This window comes from Marinobacter sp. ELB17 (genome assembly GCF_000169375.1).
GTDB lineage: Bacteria > Pseudomonadota > Gammaproteobacteria > Pseudomonadales > Oleiphilaceae > Marinobacter.
The window spans coordinates 220,405-243,277 of the sequence record NZ_AAXY01000004.1 but is presented as its reverse complement, the minus strand read 5'-3'; the positions used below and the strand labels follow the sequence as shown (position 1 = coordinate 243,277).

Genomic DNA, 22,873 nt, shown 5'->3' with positions numbered 1-22,873 from the left:
GGGGCAAAGGTCACAACAACACAACAATGCAATTCAACTCAGATCAGTCAACCATCAGTCTAGGCAGGCGCCCGCGAACAATCTCGGTGGCATCCTTCACAATCCGCTGAACTAACTCGTCGACGGTTGGAATATCATGGATCAGCCCCTGCGACATTCCCGCCCACCAGATACCCTGTTCCATATCACCGGTTTCCAGCACTATTGCACCACGCTTGCCTGACACCAGTTCCGCCACATCCGCAAACTCGCTGCCTTCGCGCTGCTCAATATTTGCCACTTCTTTTGCAACAGAATTACGATGCACTCGTGCGGTATTGCGGAACTTACGGAAAATAAGCTGGGTATCCAGCTCGCTACTGGCTACCAGCTTGTTTTTCAGATTTTGATGCACCGGCGCCTCTACCGTGCACAAAAAGCGGGTGCCCATGCTGATACCCTCAGCGCCCATGGCTAAGGCTGCGACCAAACCACGGCCATCACTAAAGCCACCACAAGCAATGACTGGGATATCCAGCGCATCCACCGTGCGCGGCACCAACACCAGTGACGGAATATCGTCTTCGCCAGGATGACCTGCGGCCTCAAAACCATCAATGGTCACAGCGTCGCAACCAACCTCTTGTGCCTTTAGTGCATGACGCACCGAGGTGCACTTATGGACGACCTTGATGCCGGCAGCCTTGAACGCGGCCATAAACGGCTCAGGGCTGCGCCCCGCGGTTTCGACAAATTTAACGCCAGAATCGATGATAACCTGCGCATATTCCGCGTAAGGGGGCGGTGTAAGGGTGGGCAAAATTGTTAAGTTTACGCCAAACGGTTTATTAGTCATTGATTGGGTACGAGCGATCTCCTGCGCCAAGGCCTCGGGCGTTGGCTGTGTCAACGCGGTAAGAAACCCCATTGCTCCTGCGTTGGCAACTGCCGAAACCAGCTCTGCCGTTGATACTCTCTGCATGCCACCCTGAAGGACCGGGTGCTCAACTCCGAACAGTTCGGTAATCCGCGTCTTAAACATATTATTTCGCTCCTGTTACAGGTTCTCTGACCCTGATTTGTGATGCTTTGCCAGCCATGCCCCTGCCTACTTCCACCGTTGATGATGGCTGCAGCTCCGGGTGATCTACTCGTAACCACCGCAGTAACGAGAAGAACGACATGAACATCACCACCATCAAGGGTACGCCAACGATCAGACTCGCGGTTTTTAGTGGCTCCAGCCCGCCGATGTTCATCAATACTAGCCCGGATGCCCCCAACGCTACTGCCCAGAAAAACCGGTTGGCAACGTGAGGTTCAATACCTTCACTAAGGTTGCGCGACGTCACCGACGCCAATACATACGCGGACGAATCCACGGTAGTGCCGGAGTAGACAAAGCCCACGAAGATAAATAGCACCAAAATAACGTTATAGAGTGGCAACTGCTCCAAGGTGCCCAAAATGGCAGCTGAGGGACTTTCATTGGCGATGGTATCGAGCACAGGGAACGTTCCGCTCAGCTCGGCATGCATGGAGAGGCTGCCAAACAGGACGAAGAACAAAATGCACCCGGCACTGCCTGCGCCTATTACTGTCAACCCCATATCACGGAAGGTGCGGCCACGGGATATACGGGCGATGAAAATACCCATATACGGCCCCATCGCAGCCCACCAAGCCCAGTAAAAAATGGTCCACCATTGTGGGAACATACTTTTGCCCACTGGGTCGGTGTAGAACGCCATGCGGGCGAAGTCAGTGATCAGCAGGCCCATACTGTTGGTAAAGCTGTTCAGCATGAAGAAAGTCGGACCAACAATGAAAATGATGACGCAGAGGATACTCAGAGCATACAGATTGATCTGGCTTAAGCGCTGAATACCCCGCTTTAAGCCCAGCACCACCGAGGTGATAAAAATGACACCCCAGATCAACACCACCCCAATATCAACCTTGAAGGTGTGTTCAATGCCCAGTAAACGACTGATGGCTTCTGCCAGCATTGGCGTGCCCGAAGCCAGAACGGTACCAATTCCTCCCACCAGGCCGAACACCATCAAGATATCAATCCCCTTGCCAACAAGACCATTGGCATGTTTGTCACCAATGAGCCCCGCGCAGCCCAAACTCAAGCGCAACCCTGATTGCTTGCGGTTATAGAACGCATAACCGATAGGGAACGCCGTCAAACAATAAAACGCCCAGGCTAACGGCCCCCAGTGGAACATGCCGTACATCGCCGCGTAGTCTGCCGCCAAATCACTTTTCGGTTCCAGATAAAAGGGTGGCGCTGTGAAGTAGTAGGTCCACTCAATGGACGACCAAAAAATCAGCGCCGTGCCAATGCCGGAGCAAAAAAACATCACGATCCAACTAAGCCTTGAGAATTCCGGCTTGGCATCCGGCCCACCGAGCCGAACCTGGTTGTAGCGCCCTAGCGATAGCCATAACACCGCACCGAAGAAAAACGCTCCAGCCCAGATATAGGCAAAACCTAATTGATTGGTGACAAAGTCAAACGCAACTTTGATAGCTGCTTGCGTCTGGCTTTCGAACATGACCATTACGATGATTACGGCGGTAACGATAATGCAAGCGGGCCAGAAAATATGGCTATCTATCTGGGCCTCCTGCTTTTTCACAACCTTTTTTGTTGTTGAGTTCATTCTGCAGTACCTCTATGTGATCTATTTATTATTGGACGATCTAAAGCTTTCTTTGGGCAAAAACAGTTACTGCGCCTGAGCCCTCATCAGTTCCTTCGAAATAATGTGGCGCTGAATTTCCGACGTGCCTTCCCAAATCCGCTCGATTCGGGCATTCCGCCACAACCGCTCCACGACCGTTTCATTCATTAGCCCCATACCACCGTAGATCTGTACCGCCTCATCGGTCACACGCCCCAGCATTTCACTGGCATACAGTTTTGCCATACCGGCATCGCCATCGGTCATCGTGCCCTCATCCATTTTCCAGGCGGCGTGCAACGTCATCAGCTCAGCCGCCCGGATCTCAGTGACCATGTCCGCCAGCTTGAAGGAAACACCCTGGTTGGCACCGATCGCTTTGCCAAATTGCTTTCTGTCGGCGGCCCATTGCGTTGCCAGCACCTGCGCGCGCTGTGCCTGACCAACACAGTGAGCAGCTACCATGACCCGCCCCGCAGTCAGCCAGGAATTGGCGACATCCCAGCCCTTACCCACTTCACCAAGTACTTTGGACTCATGCACCCGACAATCATCAAAAAATATTTCATACTGGTGATAACCACGGTTACTGACACAGATGGGGCCACGACGGACGGTAAAACCCGGGGTACCTTTATCCACCAGAAAAGAGGTGACCTGATTACGGGGACGTCCTGAAGAGCTATCGGTACCGGTAACCGCAAACACAATGGCAAAATCGGCCTCACCGGCATGACTGATAAAGTGTTTACTGCCGTTGATCACGAAACTGTCGCCATCTTTACGTGCACGCGTGGTGATGCCTGCAGCATCCGAACCCGCTCCGGGTTCGGTCAGGGCAAAACAGTCCGTCTTTTCGCCGCGCACACACGGCATCAGGTAGTCATTAATCTGCTCATCACGGCATACCATCAAGATATTGCTGGGACGCGCGACATACACTTGCAGCGCCCAGGACACCTTTGCCAACTCTCGCTCAATCAACGCTTGGGAAACGTGATCAATCCCTAGCCCACCCACAGACTCGGGCATATTAAACGCATATATACCGGCTTCTAGTGCTTTCTGTTTGATAGTGACAGCAAGCTCCGGGGTAACCTCGCCGCTGGCTTCAACGGCATTTTCATGCGGCAGCAGCTCTTTTTCGACAAAGGCGACGGTGGTACGCACCAGCATGTTTTGTTCGTCGGTCAACTGAAAATTCATGGCCTTCTCCCAATTAGGAATTCGTTATTGTCCAGTCCACTCAGGGGCACGGCCTTCAAGGAATGCATTGGCGCCCTCTTGGGCATCACTACTTTCAAGCATGGCCATAAACGCCGGCCACTCTTTTGCCCGCAGGGCCGCGTAGCTTTCAGCGAAGGTCAGGCCTTCAGTCAGTTCGACCGCTTCTTTAATAGCCGCCAACGAAAGTGGCGCAGCCTTGATCAGTTCGTGTGCCAACTCACGGGCGGCGGTCATGGCTTCGCCCTTGGGCACGACGGTATTCACCAAACCAAGGTCCATAAGCTCCTGGGCAGACAAACGTTGTGCGGTCATCAGAATGGCAAAGGCTTTTTGCCGTGGCAGCAATTTCGGCAGCAAGAAGGTAGCCACATCAGGAGCCACGCCTAGTTGCGCCTCTGGTAACCAGAACTTCGCACTTTCATCGGCAATCACAAAGTCTGAACGCAGCAGCATTTCAAAACCGGCACCGATGGCATAACCATTGATCGCGCAGATCACCGGTTTGTTTAGATTCGGCAATTCAATAAAGCCACCAAAACCGCCTTCGCCAAAGTCACCGATGTAATCTTCACCGTCTGCGACCGAACTCAAGTCCCAGCCACCACAGAAAAACTTCTCCCCGGCGCCGGTAAGAATGGCCACCCGTAGCGATGGGTCGTCACGAAATTGCGCAAATAATTTGCCCATCTCACGACTCAGCGCTGCGCTGACCGCATTGCCTTTGGGTTTATCCAGGGTTATCTCAAAAATTTCACCGTTACGAACAGCGTGTAAATATTCCGACATTGGTATATTCCTTTTTTGTTCTGAATAGAAAATCGTTATCTATTCGCCAACCCAGCGGGGTTCGCGGCCTTCACCAAATGCTTTGGCACCTTCCATCGAATCGTCGCTTTCCAGCATGGTTTTGAACGCCGGCCAGGTGTCTTTGCGTAAGCGCCCGTAGCATTCGGCAAAGGTGCTGGTTTCGGTACTGTTAACCACTTCTTTTATCGCTGCCAAAGATAAAGGCGCAGCCTTAAGCAGAGTGTCTGCCCACGACCGGGCCGTGGGCATCAGTTCTGATTGCGGAACTACCTGATTCACCAGACCCCAATCCGCCATGCGTTGGGCCGAAAAACGGCGCCCAGTCATCAGCACTTCCATTGCACGTTGACGTGTCAGTAGCTTGGGCAACATAAAAGTGCCAACATCCGGCGCAATGCCGATACGCACCTCCGGCAGCAAAAACTCAGCGTGTTCAGCGGCCACCACAAAATCAGCCCGCATCAGCATTTCGAACCCAGCACCCACAGCCATACCATTGACGGCACAAATTACCGGTTTATTGAGATCTTTCATTTCGGGGAAACCGGCAAAGCCACCTTCCCCAAAATCGCCAATATATTCCTCGCCCTGGGCTACCGCATTCAGATCCCAGCCTGCAGAATAAAAACGATCGCCAGCACCGGTCATGATGGCAACCCGTAATTGTCGATCATCGCGAAATTCTGCAAAGACACGACCCAGTTCCAGACTCAGAGGGATGTCAATGGTGTTTGCTTTAGGGCGGTTGAGAGTAATCTCAAGCACCGCCCCGCGACGCTCCAACAATAGAAATTCACTCATTACACAATCTCCTGAACGCCAACCAATCTCGCGGGCTGACGGCTCTGGTAATGGCCGGGAACAAACCGTATCAACGCATCCGCAGCCATCGCACCGTGTCCTTCGGGCATTACCATGAGTGGGTTAACGTCGAGTTCGATCAAAGAGTCAGTGTGATTTTCGGCATAAGCCGCAATTGCTAGAACAGCATCAATAACTGCCTCAAGATCTCCCTCGGACCGGCCGCGAAAACCGAACAACAGACGTGACGTCTGTAGCGAACGCAACGCCTTCTCAACCTCGGTGCGGTTAGTCGGCAGCAGCAACGGATGACTGTCTTTGAGCAGTTCCACTAAGATACCGCCAGCACCGACCACCAAATGCAGACCGAACTGGTCATCGCGACTGACACCGACAATGAGTTCAGCAACGCTGCCAGAAACCATTTTCTCGATCAGAACGTCGCGGCCCATCGTCAACATGTGGCTCACGGCCGCTGCAACTTCGCCGGGTTGAACTAAGTTCAAGCGCACGCCCCCTACATCGGTTTTGTGGGCTACACCCAGTGCTTTGACAACCACCGGATAGCCCAACTCTTCTGCAGCAGCAACACCATCGGCTGTCGACGACACTATCCGGAACCGGGGTATACTCAAGCCGCACGCCGCCAACGCTTCTTTAGCACTCGCTTCGTCAATGACGTGCTCGCCAACAATGTCAACGTGAGCTCCAGACAGAAGCAGTTGCGTTGGCTCCATACGGCCCCAGAGTTGGCCTATGCGGGCCGCAGCCTCAATAGCAGGGATTGCCGCCTGAACTCCATTCAAAGGTACGATTCCGTAATCAAGCAAACGCAGCGCCAGCGCTTCAGGTAGATTGTCCGAAAGGGTTGACATCACGGCCGTCGGATACTTCAGATTTTTGGACGCGTCAATAATGGCCAGCTCGGCACTTTCCCAATCCGAGGCATCACAGCGATCTTCTCTTGGCAAGTCCAACATGCTGATAATCAGGTCAAACCCTTCGTTCATAAAAGCTTCGTAGGTGCGCCGCAAACCTTCCCGATTACCCCAATCAAACAGCTGGTAATCCAGCGGGTTAGCTACCACCATTCGTTCATGCACAACGCGTTTCAGAGCCATAGCACCGCTGTCTGAAAGTGGCGGAAGCACCAGCATTGTCTCGCTGATAGCATCAGCCAAAATTGACATATCGCCTCCAGAAGTGCTCATCGCACCGACGCGAACGCCGCTTAGGGGACCGTGCACATGCAACAACTTCAAAGTTTCAATCAGGGTTTCCAGCGAGCTCACCCGCGCGACCCCACAGCGTTCAAACAATGCATCGATCAGTGAATCTGAACCACTCAAAGCGGCTGTGTGGGATATCACCACCTGACTGGCGACCTCAGAATAGCCGGATTTCAAAGCAACAATCGGCTTGCCAAATTTACGAGCAATCTCTGCGGCCTGTTGAAACGCCCGCGGGTCGGAAACCCCCTCGACATACAAGCCGATCGCCGACACTTCGTCTTGTTGCGCAAAGGTAGTGATTGCATCGTGAAGATCAAATTTCAAGCGATTGCCCAAAGACACCAAGTAGGACACTGGCAAGCCACGACGCTGCATGGTGAGGTTAAAGGCGATGTTGCTAGACATGGTGATAAAGGCAACACCGCGGTCTACCCGGCGACCACCCTGCTGGTCCGGCCACATCATGGCGCCCTGAATGTAGTTCAGAAAACCGTAGCAATTCGGCCCCAGCAACGACATATCACCGGCGGCCCGTAACAGACTTTTCTCGAGGGCTTTGCCCGCCTCACCGGACTCAGAAAATCCGGTGGCATAACACACGGCACCACCTGCGCCCCGAGCAGCCAGTTCGGCCACAATCTGAATACTTAGATCGCGGTTGACGGCAATATAAGCCGCATCAGGACTATCAGGTAACTCAGCCACTGACCGATAAGCTTTACGCCCAGAAACTTCGTCATGCTTTGGATGAACTGGCCAAATTTCTCCGGTAAAACCAACAGTTTCACATTGCTCAATAACTTTTTTGGCCTCTCGTCCACCAAATACGGCAATGGATTTAGGGTGCAGGAAACGTGCAGATAACATGGATAAGATCACTCCGGCTTTAAAATATTGTTTTTGCTCTACTTCACCATTTATTCCGGTAGGTACCTCTGGAATAACCCTCACAACATCGATCCTTCCCAGCAAGGCCGCTAGTGTCACCCACCTATCCATCCGCTGAATTCATAAAAATCGACGGATAGTAACGATAAAACGACATCCCGTAGATTCCTTAGTCACATGTCCTAAATCAGGTCATGACTGGCAACATTCACGGTTATTGGTTTGTAACAGACGGGTTTATATAGCTGCAGTAATACGAACAGTCATGAGTGCTTTTAATACTTATGGCGCCTAGCAACTCGCTTATCAAAAATTTCCATGTCACTCTTCCCTGTTTTAATGAAGGGCTAAATGGAACGGGATGTTCGGCAAACCGAAAAAAAAGCTTACCCAAGCGTTTCTGTCGCGGGTACTGGGGAATTGATCGGTTATTGAAGTTGAGTTAAAAAGTTACAGAACAGCGACAAAGCCCCCGTATTCGGGGGCTTTGTTGTTTTAAGCCTCGCTCACTGGCCGGGTCGACGTAGCCAGCAGGAACTTCGGGCAAACCTTACTTGAACGTGCCATCTGTTGATGCTAATTTTGATGCATATAGTCATCAAATTAAAGATCAGGAGGCGTCATGCGGACAACCGTAACCATCGACGACGAGTTATATCAGCAGGCGCTCAGCATGGCTGATCCCGGCATGGACAAGGCAGAACTGTTTCGGGAAGCCATAAAAGTGTTTGTAAGAACTCGCGCAGCCAAACGCTTGGCGGCGCTGGGTGGTACCGCACCCGAAATGCAAGACATCCCCCGCCACCATGAAGACGCTCCGGCGTCATGAATGTACTGGTTGATACATCCGTCTGGGCAGACCACTTTCGTCATCGCAATACAACGCTTACCAAGCTGTTGTTCTCAGATCGAGTTCTGACACACCCCATGGTGGTTGCCGAACTGGCTTGTGGTACGCCGCCCTCACCGCGCGCACAAACACTCTCCGATATCGGCCTGCTGGAGCCCGCGAAGCAGGCAAGTCTTGCCGAAGTGCGGACTCTGATTGAACAGGAAAAGCTCTACGGTTTAGGTTGTGGACTAGTGGATATTGTTCTCCTGGCGTCCACATTGATTACACCGAGTGCCCAACTATGGACCTTCGACAAGCGACTGGAAAGATTGGCGGAGCGTTTCGATATCCATTATTCAGGGCTCAAGCAATAGCTCTCAGCTGTGCCAGCAAACGACGGATCTGCGGAGCATGATTACCTGGGGTTGCGATTAAAGTCTCTATTTGCCGAACCCCACCAAAGGCAACGGTTAACACAGAAAGCAAACACAGAATGAGTGAAAACAATATTGAATATTCCAAAATGCTCACTTTGACATCACTCATACTAATGTTTTGAGAATTGCATTCGCAATTAGCGCAATGGCAAGCATGCCGAAGAGAAACAGAGCCGGCACTAGCACCCAGGCTTGCCAGATTTTCGGTAAATTGACATCCGGATCCCCGAGTAGCGCCGCTCTTTGCTTGAAGAAAGGGCCGGGGAAGCTTCGCAACAAAATATATGCAAACACGTTACTACTTCTTATAAACCGGCTGATCACCCCCCCCCGCCAGAGCATTCGGGCGGTTGCAATGCCTCCAGCATCGTCAGCAACGCGATCTTCAATTAGCACTACATATCTGAATCCTATGGTAATAATAACAAGAAGTGGTAGAAGCCCCAAAAAAAGACTGTAAAAGCCGATATATGCCAAGATGGCAATGGTTTCTTCAGTCACGATTTCGAACCTCGTAAATCAACTGCCCCATGTCCTCACCTGCATCTCCAGAGATCTGGCCGCCCAAAGCACCGCCAATACCAGCAGCAATAATCCCACATGCAACCCCTCCAAGGCCCATAGTGCCCGCCCCGACCACGGTACATAGTAACGGTGCAACATACGCTCCAACAGAACCACCGAGGATTGAGCCAACCAGACGCCCAGATTCAGTATGGCTCACTTGCTCACACTGCTCAGCTCGACCAATCGAGCACGCCTCGTAGATTTTATAGCCGGTGAGCCCAACATCCAGCGCAATCGCTAGACGCCCCCCTTTTTTGATAAAATCAGCAGCATTAGAAGCTTTCGTGTAATTCGCTCTATAACCCGGAATACTTCCAATACCGGAAGCCTTCCACTCATGAACTATACTCTTAGACGACAAACCCAACGCTCGTTTTAGTTTTGGATCATCGCCGAGAGACATCCCTTTTCTGGCCACTTTGCCAAGCGCGAAATCCAGCTTGGTAAACAGCCGTTGTCGCTGCTCAAAAAACTCCGAATAATTGAGTGAGCCATACTTGCGAAACGTATCCTGATGCAGAACTTCCAGCTCTTTCAGAGTCGAGTTGATACTCTTGATTTGCTGGCCAATCATTGTCGCGCCTACACCAAGGCCTGTGGCAGAGTTAGACGTCATTACTTCCAGCAAGTCGTAGTGATCGATAACAAACTGGGCCTCTTGATCACCAAGTTGACGGACCTCTGAGTTGAATTGTTGGGCAACCTGCATCAGGTCGTTTTCTTCAGTCGTGCATTCAAGGCTTTTCGGGTCGGCGACGACAATCATTTCGCCAGGTAATGCGCGATTTCCTATACCAGGATTAAGGCGCTCGAAATTATCCGGTTTGGCGGATGCATCTCCATACAGCAGTGTCAGCAGTTCATTTTTACTCATAGGGCGACGCACTACGTGAAAGCCTGGCTCGCTCAAATCCTTATCAGACTTCTCGTTCGAGCCGGGAGACGACGTATTTTTTGGTCGCGAACGCCCACTAAAGCCCAGAGCTTCATTTGACACTGATGGGTTAGAGGTAGCCTCTGTTTTTTGAGGCGTAACAGCTTTCTCTCGTATCGGCGCAGTTTTGGCCACTGCAGCAGAGCTTCTGGCTAACGCTACCATCGGTGACACTCCCGAAAACGCCGCCGGCGTATGAGCATCCCCAATCACCACCGAACCCGAGCCAATAACCACACCGCCACAGGAAATCGCACTGCCCGTTACGCCGGCAGGTATCCCGTTAATAACAACGGTGGAAGAGCCAGCGGCAATGGCCCGCGGATGGGGTGGGTGTTTGGGCTTTGAATGGGGTGCTAAGGGGTCGCCCAGGCGGGCAACGGGTTTGCCGTCAATTAAAACATTGGTTGAACCGGCAATCACCGGCGTTGGCGGGAATCCACTATGATCGGAACCCAGGTCTCCGAGAAGCACCACTGCTTTGCTCATGTCGCATCCTTTGCGTTGAGTTCGTCCTTGTTGAATCATCGCCTGTGATCGGGCAATTCTCGCCCCGGCGATGAAGGGCCTATCTTATACCGCCTGCTCTCGCTGGCCAAATCACCTGAGCTCACAATGTGATGCGGTCGAGCGGCCCGCAGTTCTCAGCTAGCCGGGGTTCCTTTTGGCATAAGATACCAAAGGATAATCGCTACAAGAAACAGAGCAGGAATATCTCCTAACAGGTTCGCTCGCTCTGTTTCATCGACGAGCGCTTGCACCAGCATAATTCCAGCGTGAACAATGCTCGACCAGATCGTGAACCATATCAGGCTTGCATTGGCTAGCGGGGCTTTTGCAGCCCGAATGAGGAACACACCCAGAGTGGCGTACATCCCCATAATCATTTGTTCGTATTCGGGTTGCTTGGGCGTCCAGGCCCAACCAGACGGCCATACCCACATCATCATTAAATAGATGCCTGCAATGAAGAAAATACCGATCACCACAAGGGCGACTTTCAAATACTTAAGCTTCAATTGGTCATGCATGAGATGTCTCCTGCTCAATGTGCCAGAGTGTCTTGACGTCTACTCCTCCCCGAAGGGTCTGCATGACGACACAGCAGGCCTCCGAACGCGCCATCAAGGCTTTTAGTCTTTTTTCATCGGTACGCGTAGCAATCTGAAGCCACACATTGCAATCCATGCGCTGGAAACCTACCGGCACGGATGAGTCCACCATTAGGGTGCCCCGCGCGTCGCACTCTGCCCCAACCATAACCTCGACGTCAGCGAGTTCGATCTCTAGCCACTGTGCGATCATGCGAGTGGTTGAATGCAGACATGCGGCGAGTGAGGCCGCGAGCAGATCACCCGGGTTCGGGGCATCGTGATAACCCCCAACCGCTTGATGGATACCTAAAGACCAGCGCTTTCCGGCGTTGTTTGCCGGTTCGATCTCACTGTGGAAGGGGTCAGCACTGCTTCCTATGACCGCCCGGGCTTCATCGCGAATCCAGGCGGCTTCGGGTTCTTTAAGATAGCGTTGCCGCAATGGGGTCTGGCGAGCTGCAACCAGCTTCGATTCGGTGTTCGTAGCATTGGTGTTCATGATTTAGCGCCTTCTGTTCGAAGAATGAGACTCCAAACTACGTCACAACGGGAGGCCGGGGCATGAGGCAGCTGTCCCGGTTCGACGGAAAGTATTGCGGTTATAGGGGACAAACGTCCCGGATGGAGATCAATCTGTGCCGAACCCCTTTTCTCGTGCCTGCACGATCAATTGTGCGCGGCTCGAAATATCGAGCTTGCTGCAAATGGCACTGACATGATTGCGGACGGTCTTGCTAGCAATCGACAGGGCCTGGGCGATTTCGATATTCGACTGCCCCCGTGCTACCCGGTCGAGAATCATTCGCTGGCGGGGCGTCAGCTCGCCAACCTCGGCAGCCGAACTCCAGGGTGTCGCAGGCCCATCGGAGAGAAAGCGGCGCAATTCACCAACGAACACCGGCCAGGAACTGTCTTCGAGCTGCAGTATGTGGTTTGCGCCCTTAAGCGGTAAAAATCGTGAATCGGGTAGTTGCGATGCAAGGCTGCGCCCCAGCTCGAAGGGCACCATGGCATCACCCTCAACATGAGCGACCAGTGTCGGAACATGGATATCCTGAAGCACGTCGCGGACGTCAATCTCGTGGAAGCCGCGCCACAACCGGACGGCATTCTCCGGTGAGGCCGTGATCTTTTGCAGTTCGTCCCACCAGTCAATCTGCTCCGCACTGTGACCAGGAGACAAACGACGGGCAAATAGCTCGCGGAAAGCACCGGATTTGCGTCCCCAACCGATTTTTATCATGGTCGCCAACGCCTCGGCCTCTTCGCTACTGCGTTCACTGGCTCCGCTAGTGAACGCCCCGTTGGTATAGGCGTTGTAGAGCACCACCCGGTCTACCCGTTCGGGATGACGAAAGGCGTACAGCAAAGCGATGGGGCCGCCCTGGCATAGACCGATCAGCGAGAAGCGTTTCCAGCCCAGGCTGTCGGCAACTGCCTCAAGGTCTCTAACCCACGCTTCCATGCCCTGTTCGCAGACCTCTTGATCAGACAATCCGCTACCACGGATGTCGAAGCGAGCGAGAGTGTGCTCATGGGTAAGCTCGCGCATCCAATGTTGCCACACAGGGCTATCCCAATCGCGTTCCACATGCGTTAGCCAACCCCCGACGCGAATGAGCGGAGGGCCACTGCCTGCAACAGCGTACGCAATGCGTACACCATCCGATGTCGTGCAGAAACTAATTCGCTGCCTCATATGCCACCGCCGCGCTTCGGATCAGTTTACGTCATGTGGAAAGCGCCGGTTTCGGGTCGGGCTTTTAATAGCTTAGCAGACCTGAATGCGGTGACTAATAAATCCCCGGGGGGCTAAGGCACTGTGGTCAGTCAGCGCTGTTAACTGTATTATCGCCAAAGGTTAACAGCCGCCAAGTTATTACGTCAGAACCATCGCCTTATCGGAGAGCTAACATGCGCAATGCCGACCTCGTAGCCCGTGACCTTAAGTCCGTGTGGCACCCCTGTACCCAGATGAAAGACCACGAAACCTTGCCGCTGATCCCGATTAAAAAAGGCAAAGGGGTGTGGCTGGAAGACTTCGAAAATAACCGCTATATCGACGCGGTAAGCTCTTGGTGGGTGAATCTGTTTGGCCACTCCAACGACCGCATCAACAACGCGATCATCGAACAGATCGGCCAGCTGGAACACGTTATTCTGGCTGGTTTCAGCCACGAGCCCGTGGTGAACCTGTCAGAGCGATTGATTGAGGTAACGCCGGAAGGACTGAACAAGTGCTTTTACGCCGACAATGGTTCGTCGGCTATCGAAGCGGCACTGAAGATGAGTTTTCACTACTGGAAGAACCAGGGCCAGCCGAACAAAAAGTACTTCGTGAATCTCGCCAACAGCTACCACGGTGAAACCTTGGGCGCGCTGGCACTCGGTGATGTGGCGATTTACAAAGACACCTACCAGCCATTGTTGATGGAAGTGATTACTGCGCCCTCACCGGACGCCTACCTGAAAGAGCCCGGTGAAACCGACGAAGCCTTCGCCCTGCGTCAGTTTGAAGCGATGGAAGCGCTGCTGGCAGAAAGGCACCACGAAATCTCCGCGGTGGTGGTGGAGCCGCTCATTCAATGCGCCGGCGGCATGCGCATGCACCACCCGATTTACCACACCAAACTGCGCGAAGCGTGTGACCGGTACGGCGTACATCTGATTGCTGACGAAATTGCCGTGGGCTTTGGCCGCACTGGTACCCTATTCGCCTGCGAGCAGGCGGGCATCACACCGGATTTCATGTGCTTGTCAAAAGGCCTGACCGCAGGCTACCTGCCATTGTCTGTGGTGCTGACCACTGATACCGTCTACAACGGGTTTTACGACGATTACGAAACCATGCGGGCGTTTTTGCACAGCCACAGTTACACCGGCAACCCCATTGGCTGCGCCGTAGCACTGGCAACTCTCGACATTTTCCGTGATGATCGAGTCATTGAGAATAACCGGCGCCTGTCGGCCTGTATGGCTGAGTCGGTCGCTCATCTGGCTGATCACCCCAACGTGGGTGATATTCGCCAACACGGCATGACGCTGGCCATTGAAATGGTTAAAAACAAAGCCGACAAAACGCCCTTCCACTGGAAGGAAAGGCGCGGTTTGAAAGTGTACCAGCACTCGCTCACCCGCCAGGCCTTGTTACGCCCGCTGGGCAATGTGGTGTATTTTATGCCGCCCTATGTGATCACCGAAGACCAGATTCAGCATCTGGCCCGGGTAGCCACGGAGGGCATTAATATCGCTGTGCGCGACTGATTCGCGCCTTTAAGGAAAACTGCGTTGCGAATACCACGAATCTACACCGACACTCCGTTACAGGCCGGCGCAGACGCGCAGCTGGACGACAACGCCGCACAACATGTGGGCCGGGTATTGCGCATGCAACCTGGCCAGGCATTAAGCCTGTTCAACGGCGATGGCCAGGACTACCGGGCGCTGATTGCCAGCGCCAGCAAGAAAAACGTGACGGTTCAGGTGGAACAACCCACTGCAAACAGCAGTGAATCGGCGTTGGAGATCGTGCTCGGGCAGACCCTGTCAAAGGGTGACCGCATGGACTACGCAGTGCAGAAAGCGACGGAAATGGGCGTTACCCGAATCGTGCCTCTTTCCACCGAACGCTGCGATGTACGCCTGAAAGGCGACCGCGAAGACAAGCGCCTGAGCCACTGGCGCTCGGTAGCCATCAGCGCCGCCGAACAATGCGGCCGCGCACGGGTGCCGGACATTCTACCGGTGATGAACATCACCGAATGGCTGGAATACAGCCAGCGCTGCGACGTGCGCCTGGTGCTCCACCACCGCACCGAACAGTCACTGGATTCTCTGGCCAAGCCCAACAGCGTTGCCCTGATGATCGGTCCCGAAGGCGGCCTGAGCGCCGACGAAATTGCCCAAGCCGAAAAATCCGGCTTCCTCCCGATTGCTCTCGGCCCGAGAGTGCTCCGCACGGAAACCGCACCGGTTGCCGCCATGGCACTCTGCCAGTGGCTGTGGGGTGATTTTGGTGCCTGATCCCCGTATGTGCTTTCCCGAGCTGGCTAAATCACCCACACACCCAATCGTTAAGACGTGCGGATGACAAGCCTGGCCACTTCCATCGAACTCTTGCAGTACCTCAGCATCCCGGTAATCGCAGCCTGTATCGGCTGGGGCACCAACTGGCTGGCCATCAAGATGACTTTTTACCCCATCGAATTTTTTGGCTGGCCACCGTACCTGGGCTGGCAAGGCATTATTCCCTCAAAAGCCCGAAAAATGGCGTTCATCAGCGTCGACGCCACCATCGCCAAGATTGGCACCGTGCCGCAAATCTTCCAGCAGCTAGACCCCAACGTACTCGCAACCCAGCTCATCCACACCATAAACCCGCGGCTTGAAGGCTACGTAAACGAGCTAATGATGCGCGAATCGCCGGCGTTGTGGCAGAGCTTGCCAGGCCCGGCCAAACGGCTGGTGTACGAGCGAGCGCGCAAAGCCTTGCCCGCGCTGGTGATGCAAGTAATGGACGACATAGCGCAAAACGCGGAACAGCTGTTAGACATCAAAACCATGGTAGTAGACCGGCTCACCGCCGACAAAACCCTGCTGAACCGCATATTTCTGACCTGCGGCTACCGTGAATTCCATTTTATTGTAAAATCAGGCCTGTATCTGGGTTTTGGCTTTGGCCTGTTACAGATGCTGCTGTGGTACGTATTTCCAGTGTGGTGGGTACTGCCGCTGGGCGGTTTACTGGTGGGCTTTGCCACCAACTGGATTGCCCTAAACGTTATTTTCCGCCCGCTGTACCCAGTGCGCATTGGCCGTTGGCGCATTCAGGGGTTGTTTCTGAAACGTCAACCAGAGGTGGCCGAATCCTTCTGCCACATTGTGGCCCACGACATACTCACGGTGGGTAATATTATAGATGCCATACTGGATGGCCCCCGGGGCGGGCAGGCGCTGGATATCATCAAAGCACATTTACGGCCGCTGCTTAACGCAGACGCAGGCGTCAATCAAACTCTGGCACACATGGCGCTGGGTCCCGCTGCCGCAGCCAGCTTACGCAACCAGCTGGAAAGCAAGGCCGTTGAGCTGTCCCGCAGATCCTTAAGCCAACCGGCTTTTCAAAAAGATCGTGCACGAGCCATTGAATCCATTATGGTCGAGCGCATGCTGGCGTTGTCTTCCGGCGAGTTTCAGGACTTGCTGCGGCCGTGCTTTCAGGAAGATGAAATCAAACTGATTCTGGTGGGTGCAGTGCTGGGTATGTTGGCCGGTATTGGCCAGCTGATTCTGGTGTTTGGGCAGGCCTTGGCGTAGGTCATTCAGCATGCAGTAAACATGGAAACGTGCCATTTTAGATCTATAGTATAACGTGTCGGATTCGCGGCATGGATCTGTCTGCACACTCAACCACTCGCCTGCATTCTGCTCCGGAGGTTTTAATGCCAGGACTGCTTTCCTGGATCAGCGGTTACTTCAACCGCGCCGACACAACCACGCCGACGTCAGCCCTCGGCAATGGTTTCTTCAGCAAAGGTGGTTCCAGTAGCAAGGCGGAAGCCCATAGTCCGCTCGCTGAGGCACTGCGCCAGCACCTTTTTTGCTGGTTGCTGGATACGCGGCCGCAAACGTTGGGAGCCAACCTGGAAAACGCAGAGGCGACGATCGAAGCGATGGCAAAGCGCTTGCGCGCCGGTGAGCTCAGCGAACTACCGCGCCAACCCATGAGCCTGCCCATGCTGATGAGTGCGCTGTCTGATGACACCACCACGCGCCAGGATCTGGGTAATATTATCCTGCGTGATCCAGCGCTGACGGATCAGCTGCTAAAAATCGCCAACAGTCCGTTTTTTCGTCCGGACAAAAATGACATTGAAACCGTAGATCAAGCAATTTTAATGCTAGGCATGAACGGAATCCGCAGTGTTGTATCCGCCGCATTAATGCGACCAATGATGTCATCACGTGACAGTGAAGAAACCACCTTCACCGATCGTGCCTGGCGCTGGGGCATGGCTAGCGCACGCGCAGCAGAAACCGTTGCCCGCCTTCAGGGTAAGGACGCCAGCATTTATTTTATGGCGGGCTTGCTGCCTGCTCTAGCCTATATAACGCTTTACCGCGAGGCTCATCGCCTGGTGCCCGCCGGCGCAGATGGCACTTTAGTCAAACTCAAGCCGGCCACTTTGCACCAGATTCTAGTGCGCTATCAATGGCCGGTGGCCCGGCTTATCGCCCGCACTTGGGGACTTTCTGACAACTATCAGGGCCTTCTGCACGGGCCCGAGAACCCACGCAGCCACGAAAACTCCGCGTTAATCGACGGCATTATTATTGCCACTCGCGAAGTGCTACGCCAAGCGCGTCAGCGCAATTTGGCAGAAGAAGACCTTCCAGCATTGGTGCACTTGAGCAAGCAAGACGTCACGCGGGTTCAGGCTGCCCTGAAGCCCATGCTCGAAGATACCAAAAATACGCCGGCAGCTCATGACTAAGGCGCTAACGGGCTCTGTCTGTCTTCACCGGCCAGCAGTTCAGCAAAGGTGATCTCGTCGCCCTTCGTGGATCGGCCAAACAGGCTTTTTGGTAGCAGCGCTGGCAAACGGGCCACCACGTTATCTTCATCATTACGCACGGCCTTCAGTACGTCACCCACCGAAATTCGCTCCAGCGACCGGGCCGGGTGCAAGCAGTCGCCCTGGCTGCCTGCCAGCGTCAGCAGTTTGGCGCGGATGAGTTTGTCACTGACATTACGGGTGACCTCCCCCGGAACTCTGAGCTCGTGCTCAACCGCTTCCTGCCGCGGCGCGGGCCGGCCCTCGTGAAACGGCTTGGCCACCATCCACATCAACGCCAAGGCGACATGTTCCTGCAACTCCGGCGCCAGCTGCACCTGATGGCGCTTGGCCACAGAGCCCGGATTCTGCAAGTAAAAGCTCAAACTGGCGCCCAGCAGCAGTATCATCCAGTTCAGGTAGATCCAGATCAGCATGATAATGCCGATGGCAAAGCTGGAGTAAATGGCGGCGTATTTGGCAGACCCGGCCACGAACGACGCAAACAGCATCCCAGCCCCCTGCCAGGACACGCCAGCAATCAGGCCTGCCAGAAACGCGTAACGTAACTTTACTCGTGTGTTGGGAATGAACACATAAACAAACGTGAAGGCTCCCACTACCAGAAAGAACGGTGTAAAGCGGCTGACCAGTAAAATCACCGAACCGAAAGGTTCTATCTCAATCAGGGTTTGCACAAACGATGAGGAAAAAATGGTGGCGCTAATACCAATAGCGGACACCATCAGCAGCGGCCCCACCATGATAACGCTTAAATAGTTACTGAAGCGCTGTGCCAAAGAGCGCATCTCTGGCACCCGCCAAATCATATTAAACGAGCGCTCTATTTTCTGCACCAGCGACACCACCGTGTACACCAGCACCGCAAGGCCCACCGAGCCCAACACACCCACTTTCATATTGTCCACAAAGCCCAAAATGCGCTCTGCTATTTCAATACCCTGGGGGCCCAGCGGCTGGAAAAACTGGTACAGGAACGGCTCCATTTTCTGATGCACGCCCAGAGCCTTCAACACCGAAAAGCTTAGCGCCAGCAACGGCACAATGCTCAATAACGTGGTGTAAACCAAGCTCATGGCGTGAAGAGTAAGCTGGCCGCTGATAAAGTCACGAATCAGCGCGTACAGCGAACGCCCGGTTTTATAGAGCCAGGTCCAGGGCCAGTTTTGCGGCGGATTAGGATTTGCCAGTATCCATTTTTCAGCAGCAGCAAGACGTTCTTGTATCTGAAGAGAAGCCACTTTTTGTCCCGTTGCCAGACTATGAAAGTGCCCCTGTTTCAAGCAGGGGCATACAAATTCAAGTATGGCTCAAATAAGTGCCGGGTGGAAAACCGGCCGCTGGTGCGCAAGAAACGGCACCTTCAGCCGCAGCCGTTTACCAGGAAACGGATTCATTGGGCCCACGCTTGATAATGGGCGTTTCTACCTCCCAGGTTGCCAGGCCTGTCACCAGGTCGGTCAGTGACAGTTGAATGTAATATTCAACTTGCTGCTCTTTACCTGCTTTGTGATTGCGCTGCAGAATCTTACCGGACAGGCTCAGGTCTGGCGCCTTCAAGGTGCCTTTGCGTTGCACATTCGACTGGTCAAACTCTTCAGAATCACGCAACTCGCGCGCACGCGCGCTCATTTCATCTTCAGCACCATCAAGACCTACCGCTGTGGTGGTCACGACTTTGCCGGAGCGCAGCAGCGCCACACGGATCTTCTTGGTGAGCTGATCTGTGTCGATACGCTGCATCGTGTCATTGGTAACGCGACTGACCACCATGATGTAACGCTCGCCATTGGGTTTACTAACGGCGCCGCTGGCAAGCATGTCATCAACGGCCTCGGTGGCCGCTTTTTCGAAATCCCGGTAATCCATGGTCATGGTCACAGGGCCATCGTCAGCAGCCGGGTCGATATATCGGGTAGGAGTCGCACAGCCGGCAAGCATGAGCATGCTGACACAAAACACAATGGGAAGTTTGAACATACAGAATCCTTATTGCTGAGGCTCACGAAGATGGAGCTGATAATCGGTAACGCGGGCGTGGGGCGCCGTTGCGGTGAAATAACGGGTTTGACCGGTTAATAGCGAGACTTTTCGATAGCCCTCGCCAACGCCTTTTACGACCATGCCGTTGGGATCAAACCAGGTCACTTTCCAAGCCAGATCGCCGTTAGAGCGTGCCTCAACAGCGTACTGGATTTGCAACAGGGCCTCTCCGCCAGGCTGAGCAATGCGCTGGCTTAGCAGCTCTGTTACGGCCACAAAATAGTTTACTTCCGGGTCGATCTGAAGTTGCTCGCGGTCGATTGCAGCCGCTGTTTCGGCGGGTGGCTGAATAGCGCAACCGACCAATGCCAGTGCACAACTAAAGGCGATGATCTGTTTTTGAAATCTCATGGCTTGGGTTTTCATGGCTTGGACTCTCATGGCTTGGCCCTGATTGAGTTCAGTGAGTGGCTGTCAGCAAATCCTTTCCCGACAATTGCACCGTTGATGCCGGGTTACGCCCTTGCAAATCAAGCGCGACGACACTGGCCGGGCCAGCCAAAGTGGGCCGTTTAACGTAAAGCAGAGTAAACGGCTGGTCAGGTATCACAATAGTACCCAAGGAATGACCATTTGTGCTTGTTAGCGTTAGTTTACCACTCTCGGGGCGATCGATCCGAGCGGCCTGCCAGTGGTTGGGCAAGGCCTGCCAGCTGCGCAAATCAGCCTGGGTTGTGGCAATGGTCAGCGCGGCAGCACCTAGCTGACCCCACACGCCAAAATTTTCTGCGGCTTCGTTCTGGATGACCGCTTTTATCACGGCAGACGACACTGCTCGCGCCAGAACACTGGGGAACCGCTCTTTCATTTCAGTGCGAATCACCGACCCCATGTCCGATATACGCTCTGTTTGCACAGCGATGTCAGCGCCGGCAATTACGCCCAGGCTCCCCGGAACAGCCGCACGATCTCTGTATCTGGGCAGTGCAATGCCAAAGTAAGCAGGTGCCTGCTGGTTACCATGAAATATAAGCAAAGGCACATCAATCCGGGCCTCTTCCAATACCGGGCCCAGGCCGTTTTCATAAACAACCCACACCTGCGGGGCCAGTTCAGCCATCGACTGCCTGCCAGCGGCCAACGCCTCGGCAAGTTTGGCGTCACGCTGCAGAACATCGCTTGCCCTGTTCATCGCGGCAACACGTGTGAGGGACGTGGCGGCCTTCTCGTAATCGGCACGGCTACTGGCGTTGGCCAGGAAGTAAATGCCATGCAAATAGGTGCTGGCCGGCACAATAAACTCGGGCAGCACCGACCACTCAGACTCTACCTCATAGCGCTGCGACACAGCATTGCGCAGGCTTTGGTTATTCAGGCTGTTGCGAACCATGGCGGCCGTGTTTTGCCCGCTCTGCGCCTGCTGGTTCAACGCCTCCCGCTGTTCGGCGATTTCCTTACTGAAGTATTCCACCGCACGCCGTGTGCGGTCATCCGCGCGGTTAAGCTCGACACGTGCAAATTCGTTATTGCCCTCAGCCAGAAACGCCAGACTTTTATAGGTGTTGACAAGAATCGCCTCCGACATCAGCGCTTGATAATTGCGTTCGGAGTCGTTCACCATCAACGCCACGAAAGCCGTTGATGATTTTTCCAGGATATTGGCCAGGTCCAGGTTCTTCATACCCTCTTCAGCCAAATCATAGGTTTTGGTGGCCTCTTGATAGCGGCCCAACAAACGGTACAGCTCCGCCTGATGCAACAAATCCAGCAAATGCTCATCGGTATCTACAGCCTTACCCTTGGCGGTTTTAAAGCTCACCACTTGCAACGCAAGGTCATAATTGCCTACCGCATAAGCATCATTAAAAGCGCTCATTTGATTTTTTTGCTGGAATGAAGAACATCCCACCAACAGCGTTGCCAGAAAAGTTGCCACCAAAAAACGAAACACAACCTCCACTCAAACACTCCCTGAGCTTACAAGTGCGGCCGGGGCCGCCCGATTTTGTCTATACTGATATTATTCCTACTCTCATCATACGGCGAAATTCTGCTCCACACGTCAAAAACCAATTGCAAAAGGCAACATTATGGATCATGAATTCTGGCATGCCCGCTGGGAACGCAAAGAGATCGGATTCCACCAAAAGTCGGTCAATCACTATTTACATGAGCACTGGCCAGACCTGACAGGGCCAGAAAAAAGCCAGGTTCTGGTACCACTGTGCGGTAAATCCCATGATCTCTGGTGGCTTCATGATCGCGGCCATCCCGTTCTGGGCGTGGAACTTAGCAGCATTGCCTGCAAAGATTTTTTTGAAGAAGCCGGCGAAAAAGCAATGGTGACACCCGGTTCGCCGTTTACCCGCTTCCGCCATGACGACACCCTGGAATTGTGGTGCGGTGACTTTTACCAGCTATCCCCGGCGGACGTAAACAACGTACGTTGGGTGTACGACCGCGCCGCACTAATCGCCCTGCCACCGTCCATGCGCCAGCGCTATGCCAGCCACCTGAGCGCCATCTTGCCTGAGAGCTGTGGCATACTACTCATTACCTTGGATTACGATGGCAGTGAAATGACCGGGCCGCCGTTCAACGTTACTGACACCGAGGTGTACGAATTGTTCAGCGATGACTTTACTGTTGAGCGCCTGCGCCAAGATAAGATGGCAAAAGACGACCCCTTCGCCAAACGCAAAGGCCTGGGTGGCGCCACAGAAAGTGTGTTCCGGCTACACAAACGCTGATTGGGCGAATTTATCGTTTTGGCCGCGGAACTGCTACCGCTAAGCCACTGTCCAAACCGGCAAAGTTAAACTAA

General features: G+C 53.8%; 22 protein-coding genes. 7 read left to right on the top strand and 15 right to left on the bottom strand.

The window, feature by feature from the left end; genetic code table 11:
- Positions 1 to 43 precede the first annotated feature (43 nt).
- The 6 genes from MELB17_RS07435 to MELB17_RS07410 all read right to left on the bottom strand — a co-directional run bounded on the left by MELB17_RS07435 (position 44) and on the right by MELB17_RS07410 (position 7,606).
- On the bottom strand, positions 44 to 1,021 hold the full coding sequence (locus MELB17_RS07435; RefSeq protein ID WP_007349562.1) for an NAD(P)H-dependent flavin oxidoreductase: 978 nt from the start codon (positions 1,019 to 1,021) through the stop codon (positions 44 to 46).
- A gap of 1 nt (position 1,022) precedes the next feature.
- Positions 1,023 to 2,651 (bottom strand): BCCT family transporter, encoded by a 1,629-nt coding sequence (locus MELB17_RS07430; protein WP_007349561.1) that lies wholly within the window; start codon positions 2,649 to 2,651, stop codon positions 1,023 to 1,025.
- 66 nt (positions 2,652 to 2,717) lie between these two features.
- The gene (locus MELB17_RS07425; RefSeq protein ID WP_007349560.1) at positions 2,718 to 3,878 is read right to left on the bottom strand and encodes an acyl-CoA dehydrogenase family protein; all 1,161 of its coding nucleotides are present in this window, start codon (positions 3,876 to 3,878) and stop codon (positions 2,718 to 2,720) included.
- 24 nt (positions 3,879 to 3,902) lie between these two features.
- Complete coding sequence (locus tag MELB17_RS07420; RefSeq protein ID WP_007349559.1) at positions 3,903 to 4,685, bottom strand: enoyl-CoA hydratase-related protein; 783 nt, start codon at positions 4,683 to 4,685, stop codon at positions 3,903 to 3,905.
- Positions 4,686 to 4,724: 39 nt separating this feature from the next.
- Positions 4,725 to 5,507, bottom strand: coding sequence for an enoyl-CoA hydratase-related protein (locus tag MELB17_RS07415; RefSeq protein WP_007349558.1), 783 nt, complete (start codon positions 5,505 to 5,507; stop codon positions 4,725 to 4,727).
- Complete coding sequence (locus tag MELB17_RS07410; protein ID WP_007349557.1) at positions 5,507 to 7,606, bottom strand: acetate--CoA ligase family protein; 2,100 nt, start codon at positions 7,604 to 7,606, stop codon at positions 5,507 to 5,509. Before MELB17_RS07410 ends, MELB17_RS07415 begins: the two co-directional genes overlap by 1 nt.
- Positions 7,607 to 8,249: 643 nt before the next feature.
- Between MELB17_RS07410 and MELB17_RS07405 the strand changes: the two genes are divergently transcribed.
- Entirely contained in the window at positions 8,250 to 8,456 is a 207-nt protein-coding gene (locus tag MELB17_RS07405) for a type II toxin-antitoxin system VapB family antitoxin (protein WP_007349556.1), read from the top strand.
- On the top strand, positions 8,453 to 8,833 hold the full coding sequence (locus tag MELB17_RS07400; protein WP_007349555.1) for a type II toxin-antitoxin system VapC family toxin: 381 nt from the start codon (positions 8,453 to 8,455) through the stop codon (positions 8,831 to 8,833). The genes MELB17_RS07405 and MELB17_RS07400 overlap by 4 nt, the downstream gene beginning before the upstream one ends.
- A 168-nt stretch (positions 8,834 to 9,001) precedes the next feature.
- Here MELB17_RS07400 and MELB17_RS07395 read toward each other — a convergent pair whose 3' ends face one another.
- The 5 genes from MELB17_RS07395 to MELB17_RS07375 form a co-directional block, all read right to left on the bottom strand.
- Positions 9,002 to 9,397 carry a hypothetical protein gene (locus MELB17_RS07395; protein WP_007349554.1) on the bottom strand — a complete coding sequence of 132 codons (396 nt, stop codon included), beginning with the start codon at positions 9,395 to 9,397 and terminating at the stop codon, positions 9,002 to 9,004.
- Positions 9,390 to 10,925 carry a type VI secretion system PAAR protein gene (locus MELB17_RS25445; RefSeq protein ID WP_157133259.1) on the bottom strand — a complete coding sequence of 512 codons (1,536 nt, stop codon included), beginning with the start codon at positions 10,923 to 10,925 and terminating at the stop codon, positions 9,390 to 9,392. Before MELB17_RS25445 ends, MELB17_RS07395 begins: the two co-directional genes overlap by 8 nt.
- 116 nt (positions 10,926 to 11,041) lie before the next feature.
- Positions 11,042 to 11,428 carry a DUF6632 domain-containing protein gene (locus MELB17_RS07385; RefSeq protein ID WP_007349552.1) on the bottom strand — a complete coding sequence of 129 codons (387 nt, stop codon included), beginning with the start codon at positions 11,426 to 11,428 and terminating at the stop codon, positions 11,042 to 11,044.
- Complete coding sequence (locus MELB17_RS07380) at positions 11,421 to 11,990, bottom strand: OsmC family protein (RefSeq protein ID WP_007349551.1); 570 nt, start codon at positions 11,988 to 11,990, stop codon at positions 11,421 to 11,423. The genes MELB17_RS07385 and MELB17_RS07380 overlap by 8 nt, the downstream gene beginning before the upstream one ends.
- Positions 11,991 to 12,119: 129 nt before the next feature.
- Positions 12,120 to 13,190, bottom strand: a complete 1,071-nt coding sequence (locus MELB17_RS07375) for an alpha/beta fold hydrolase (protein ID WP_227498828.1) — start codon at positions 13,188 to 13,190, stop codon at positions 12,120 to 12,122.
- A 215-nt stretch (positions 13,191 to 13,405) separates the two neighbouring features.
- Between MELB17_RS07375 and MELB17_RS07370 the strand changes: the two genes are divergently transcribed.
- From MELB17_RS07370 to MELB17_RS07355, 4 genes are all read left to right on the top strand, one after another.
- The gene (locus MELB17_RS07370; protein ID WP_007349549.1) at positions 13,406 to 14,755 is read left to right on the top strand and encodes an adenosylmethionine--8-amino-7-oxononanoate transaminase; all 1,350 of its coding nucleotides are present in this window, start codon (positions 13,406 to 13,408) and stop codon (positions 14,753 to 14,755) included.
- Positions 14,756 to 14,779: 24 nt separating this feature from the next.
- Positions 14,780 to 15,514 (top strand): 16S rRNA (uracil(1498)-N(3))-methyltransferase, encoded by a 735-nt coding sequence (locus tag MELB17_RS07365; RefSeq protein WP_007349548.1) that lies wholly within the window; start codon positions 14,780 to 14,782, stop codon positions 15,512 to 15,514.
- Between the two features lie 63 nt (positions 15,515 to 15,577).
- The gene (locus MELB17_RS07360; RefSeq protein WP_007349547.1) at positions 15,578 to 16,807 is read left to right on the top strand and encodes a DUF445 domain-containing protein; all 1,230 of its coding nucleotides are present in this window, start codon (positions 15,578 to 15,580) and stop codon (positions 16,805 to 16,807) included.
- Positions 16,808 to 16,932: 125 nt separating this feature from the next.
- Positions 16,933 to 17,985 (top strand): HDOD domain-containing protein, encoded by a 1,053-nt coding sequence (locus tag MELB17_RS07355; protein WP_007349546.1) that lies wholly within the window; start codon positions 16,933 to 16,935, stop codon positions 17,983 to 17,985.
- Here the strand turns inward: MELB17_RS07355 and MELB17_RS07350 are convergent.
- From MELB17_RS07350 to MELB17_RS07335, 4 genes are all read right to left on the bottom strand, one after another.
- Positions 17,982 to 19,307, bottom strand: a complete 1,326-nt coding sequence (locus MELB17_RS07350) for a YihY/virulence factor BrkB family protein (protein WP_007349545.1) — start codon at positions 19,305 to 19,307, stop codon at positions 17,982 to 17,984. The two genes, MELB17_RS07355 and MELB17_RS07350, sit on opposite strands and share 4 nt — an antisense overlap.
- Before the next feature lie 136 nt (positions 19,308 to 19,443).
- Complete coding sequence (gene lpoB / locus MELB17_RS07345) at positions 19,444 to 20,046, bottom strand: penicillin-binding protein activator LpoB (RefSeq protein ID WP_007349544.1); 603 nt, start codon at positions 20,044 to 20,046, stop codon at positions 19,444 to 19,446.
- Positions 20,047 to 20,055: 9 nt separating this feature from the next.
- Positions 20,056 to 20,460, bottom strand: coding sequence for a YcfL family protein (locus tag MELB17_RS07340; RefSeq protein ID WP_227498827.1), 405 nt, complete (start codon positions 20,458 to 20,460; stop codon positions 20,056 to 20,058).
- Between the two features lie 49 nt (positions 20,461 to 20,509).
- Positions 20,510 to 21,925, bottom strand: coding sequence for a COG3014 family protein (locus MELB17_RS07335; RefSeq protein ID WP_227498826.1), 1,416 nt, complete (start codon positions 21,923 to 21,925; stop codon positions 20,510 to 20,512).
- A gap of 214 nt (positions 21,926 to 22,139) precedes the next feature.
- Here MELB17_RS07335 and tmpT point away from each other — a divergent pair, with 214 nt between their 5' ends.
- Complete coding sequence (gene tmpT / locus MELB17_RS07330; RefSeq protein WP_007349541.1) at positions 22,140 to 22,799, top strand: thiopurine S-methyltransferase; 660 nt, start codon at positions 22,140 to 22,142, stop codon at positions 22,797 to 22,799.
- Positions 22,800 to 22,873: the final 74 nt, after the last annotated feature.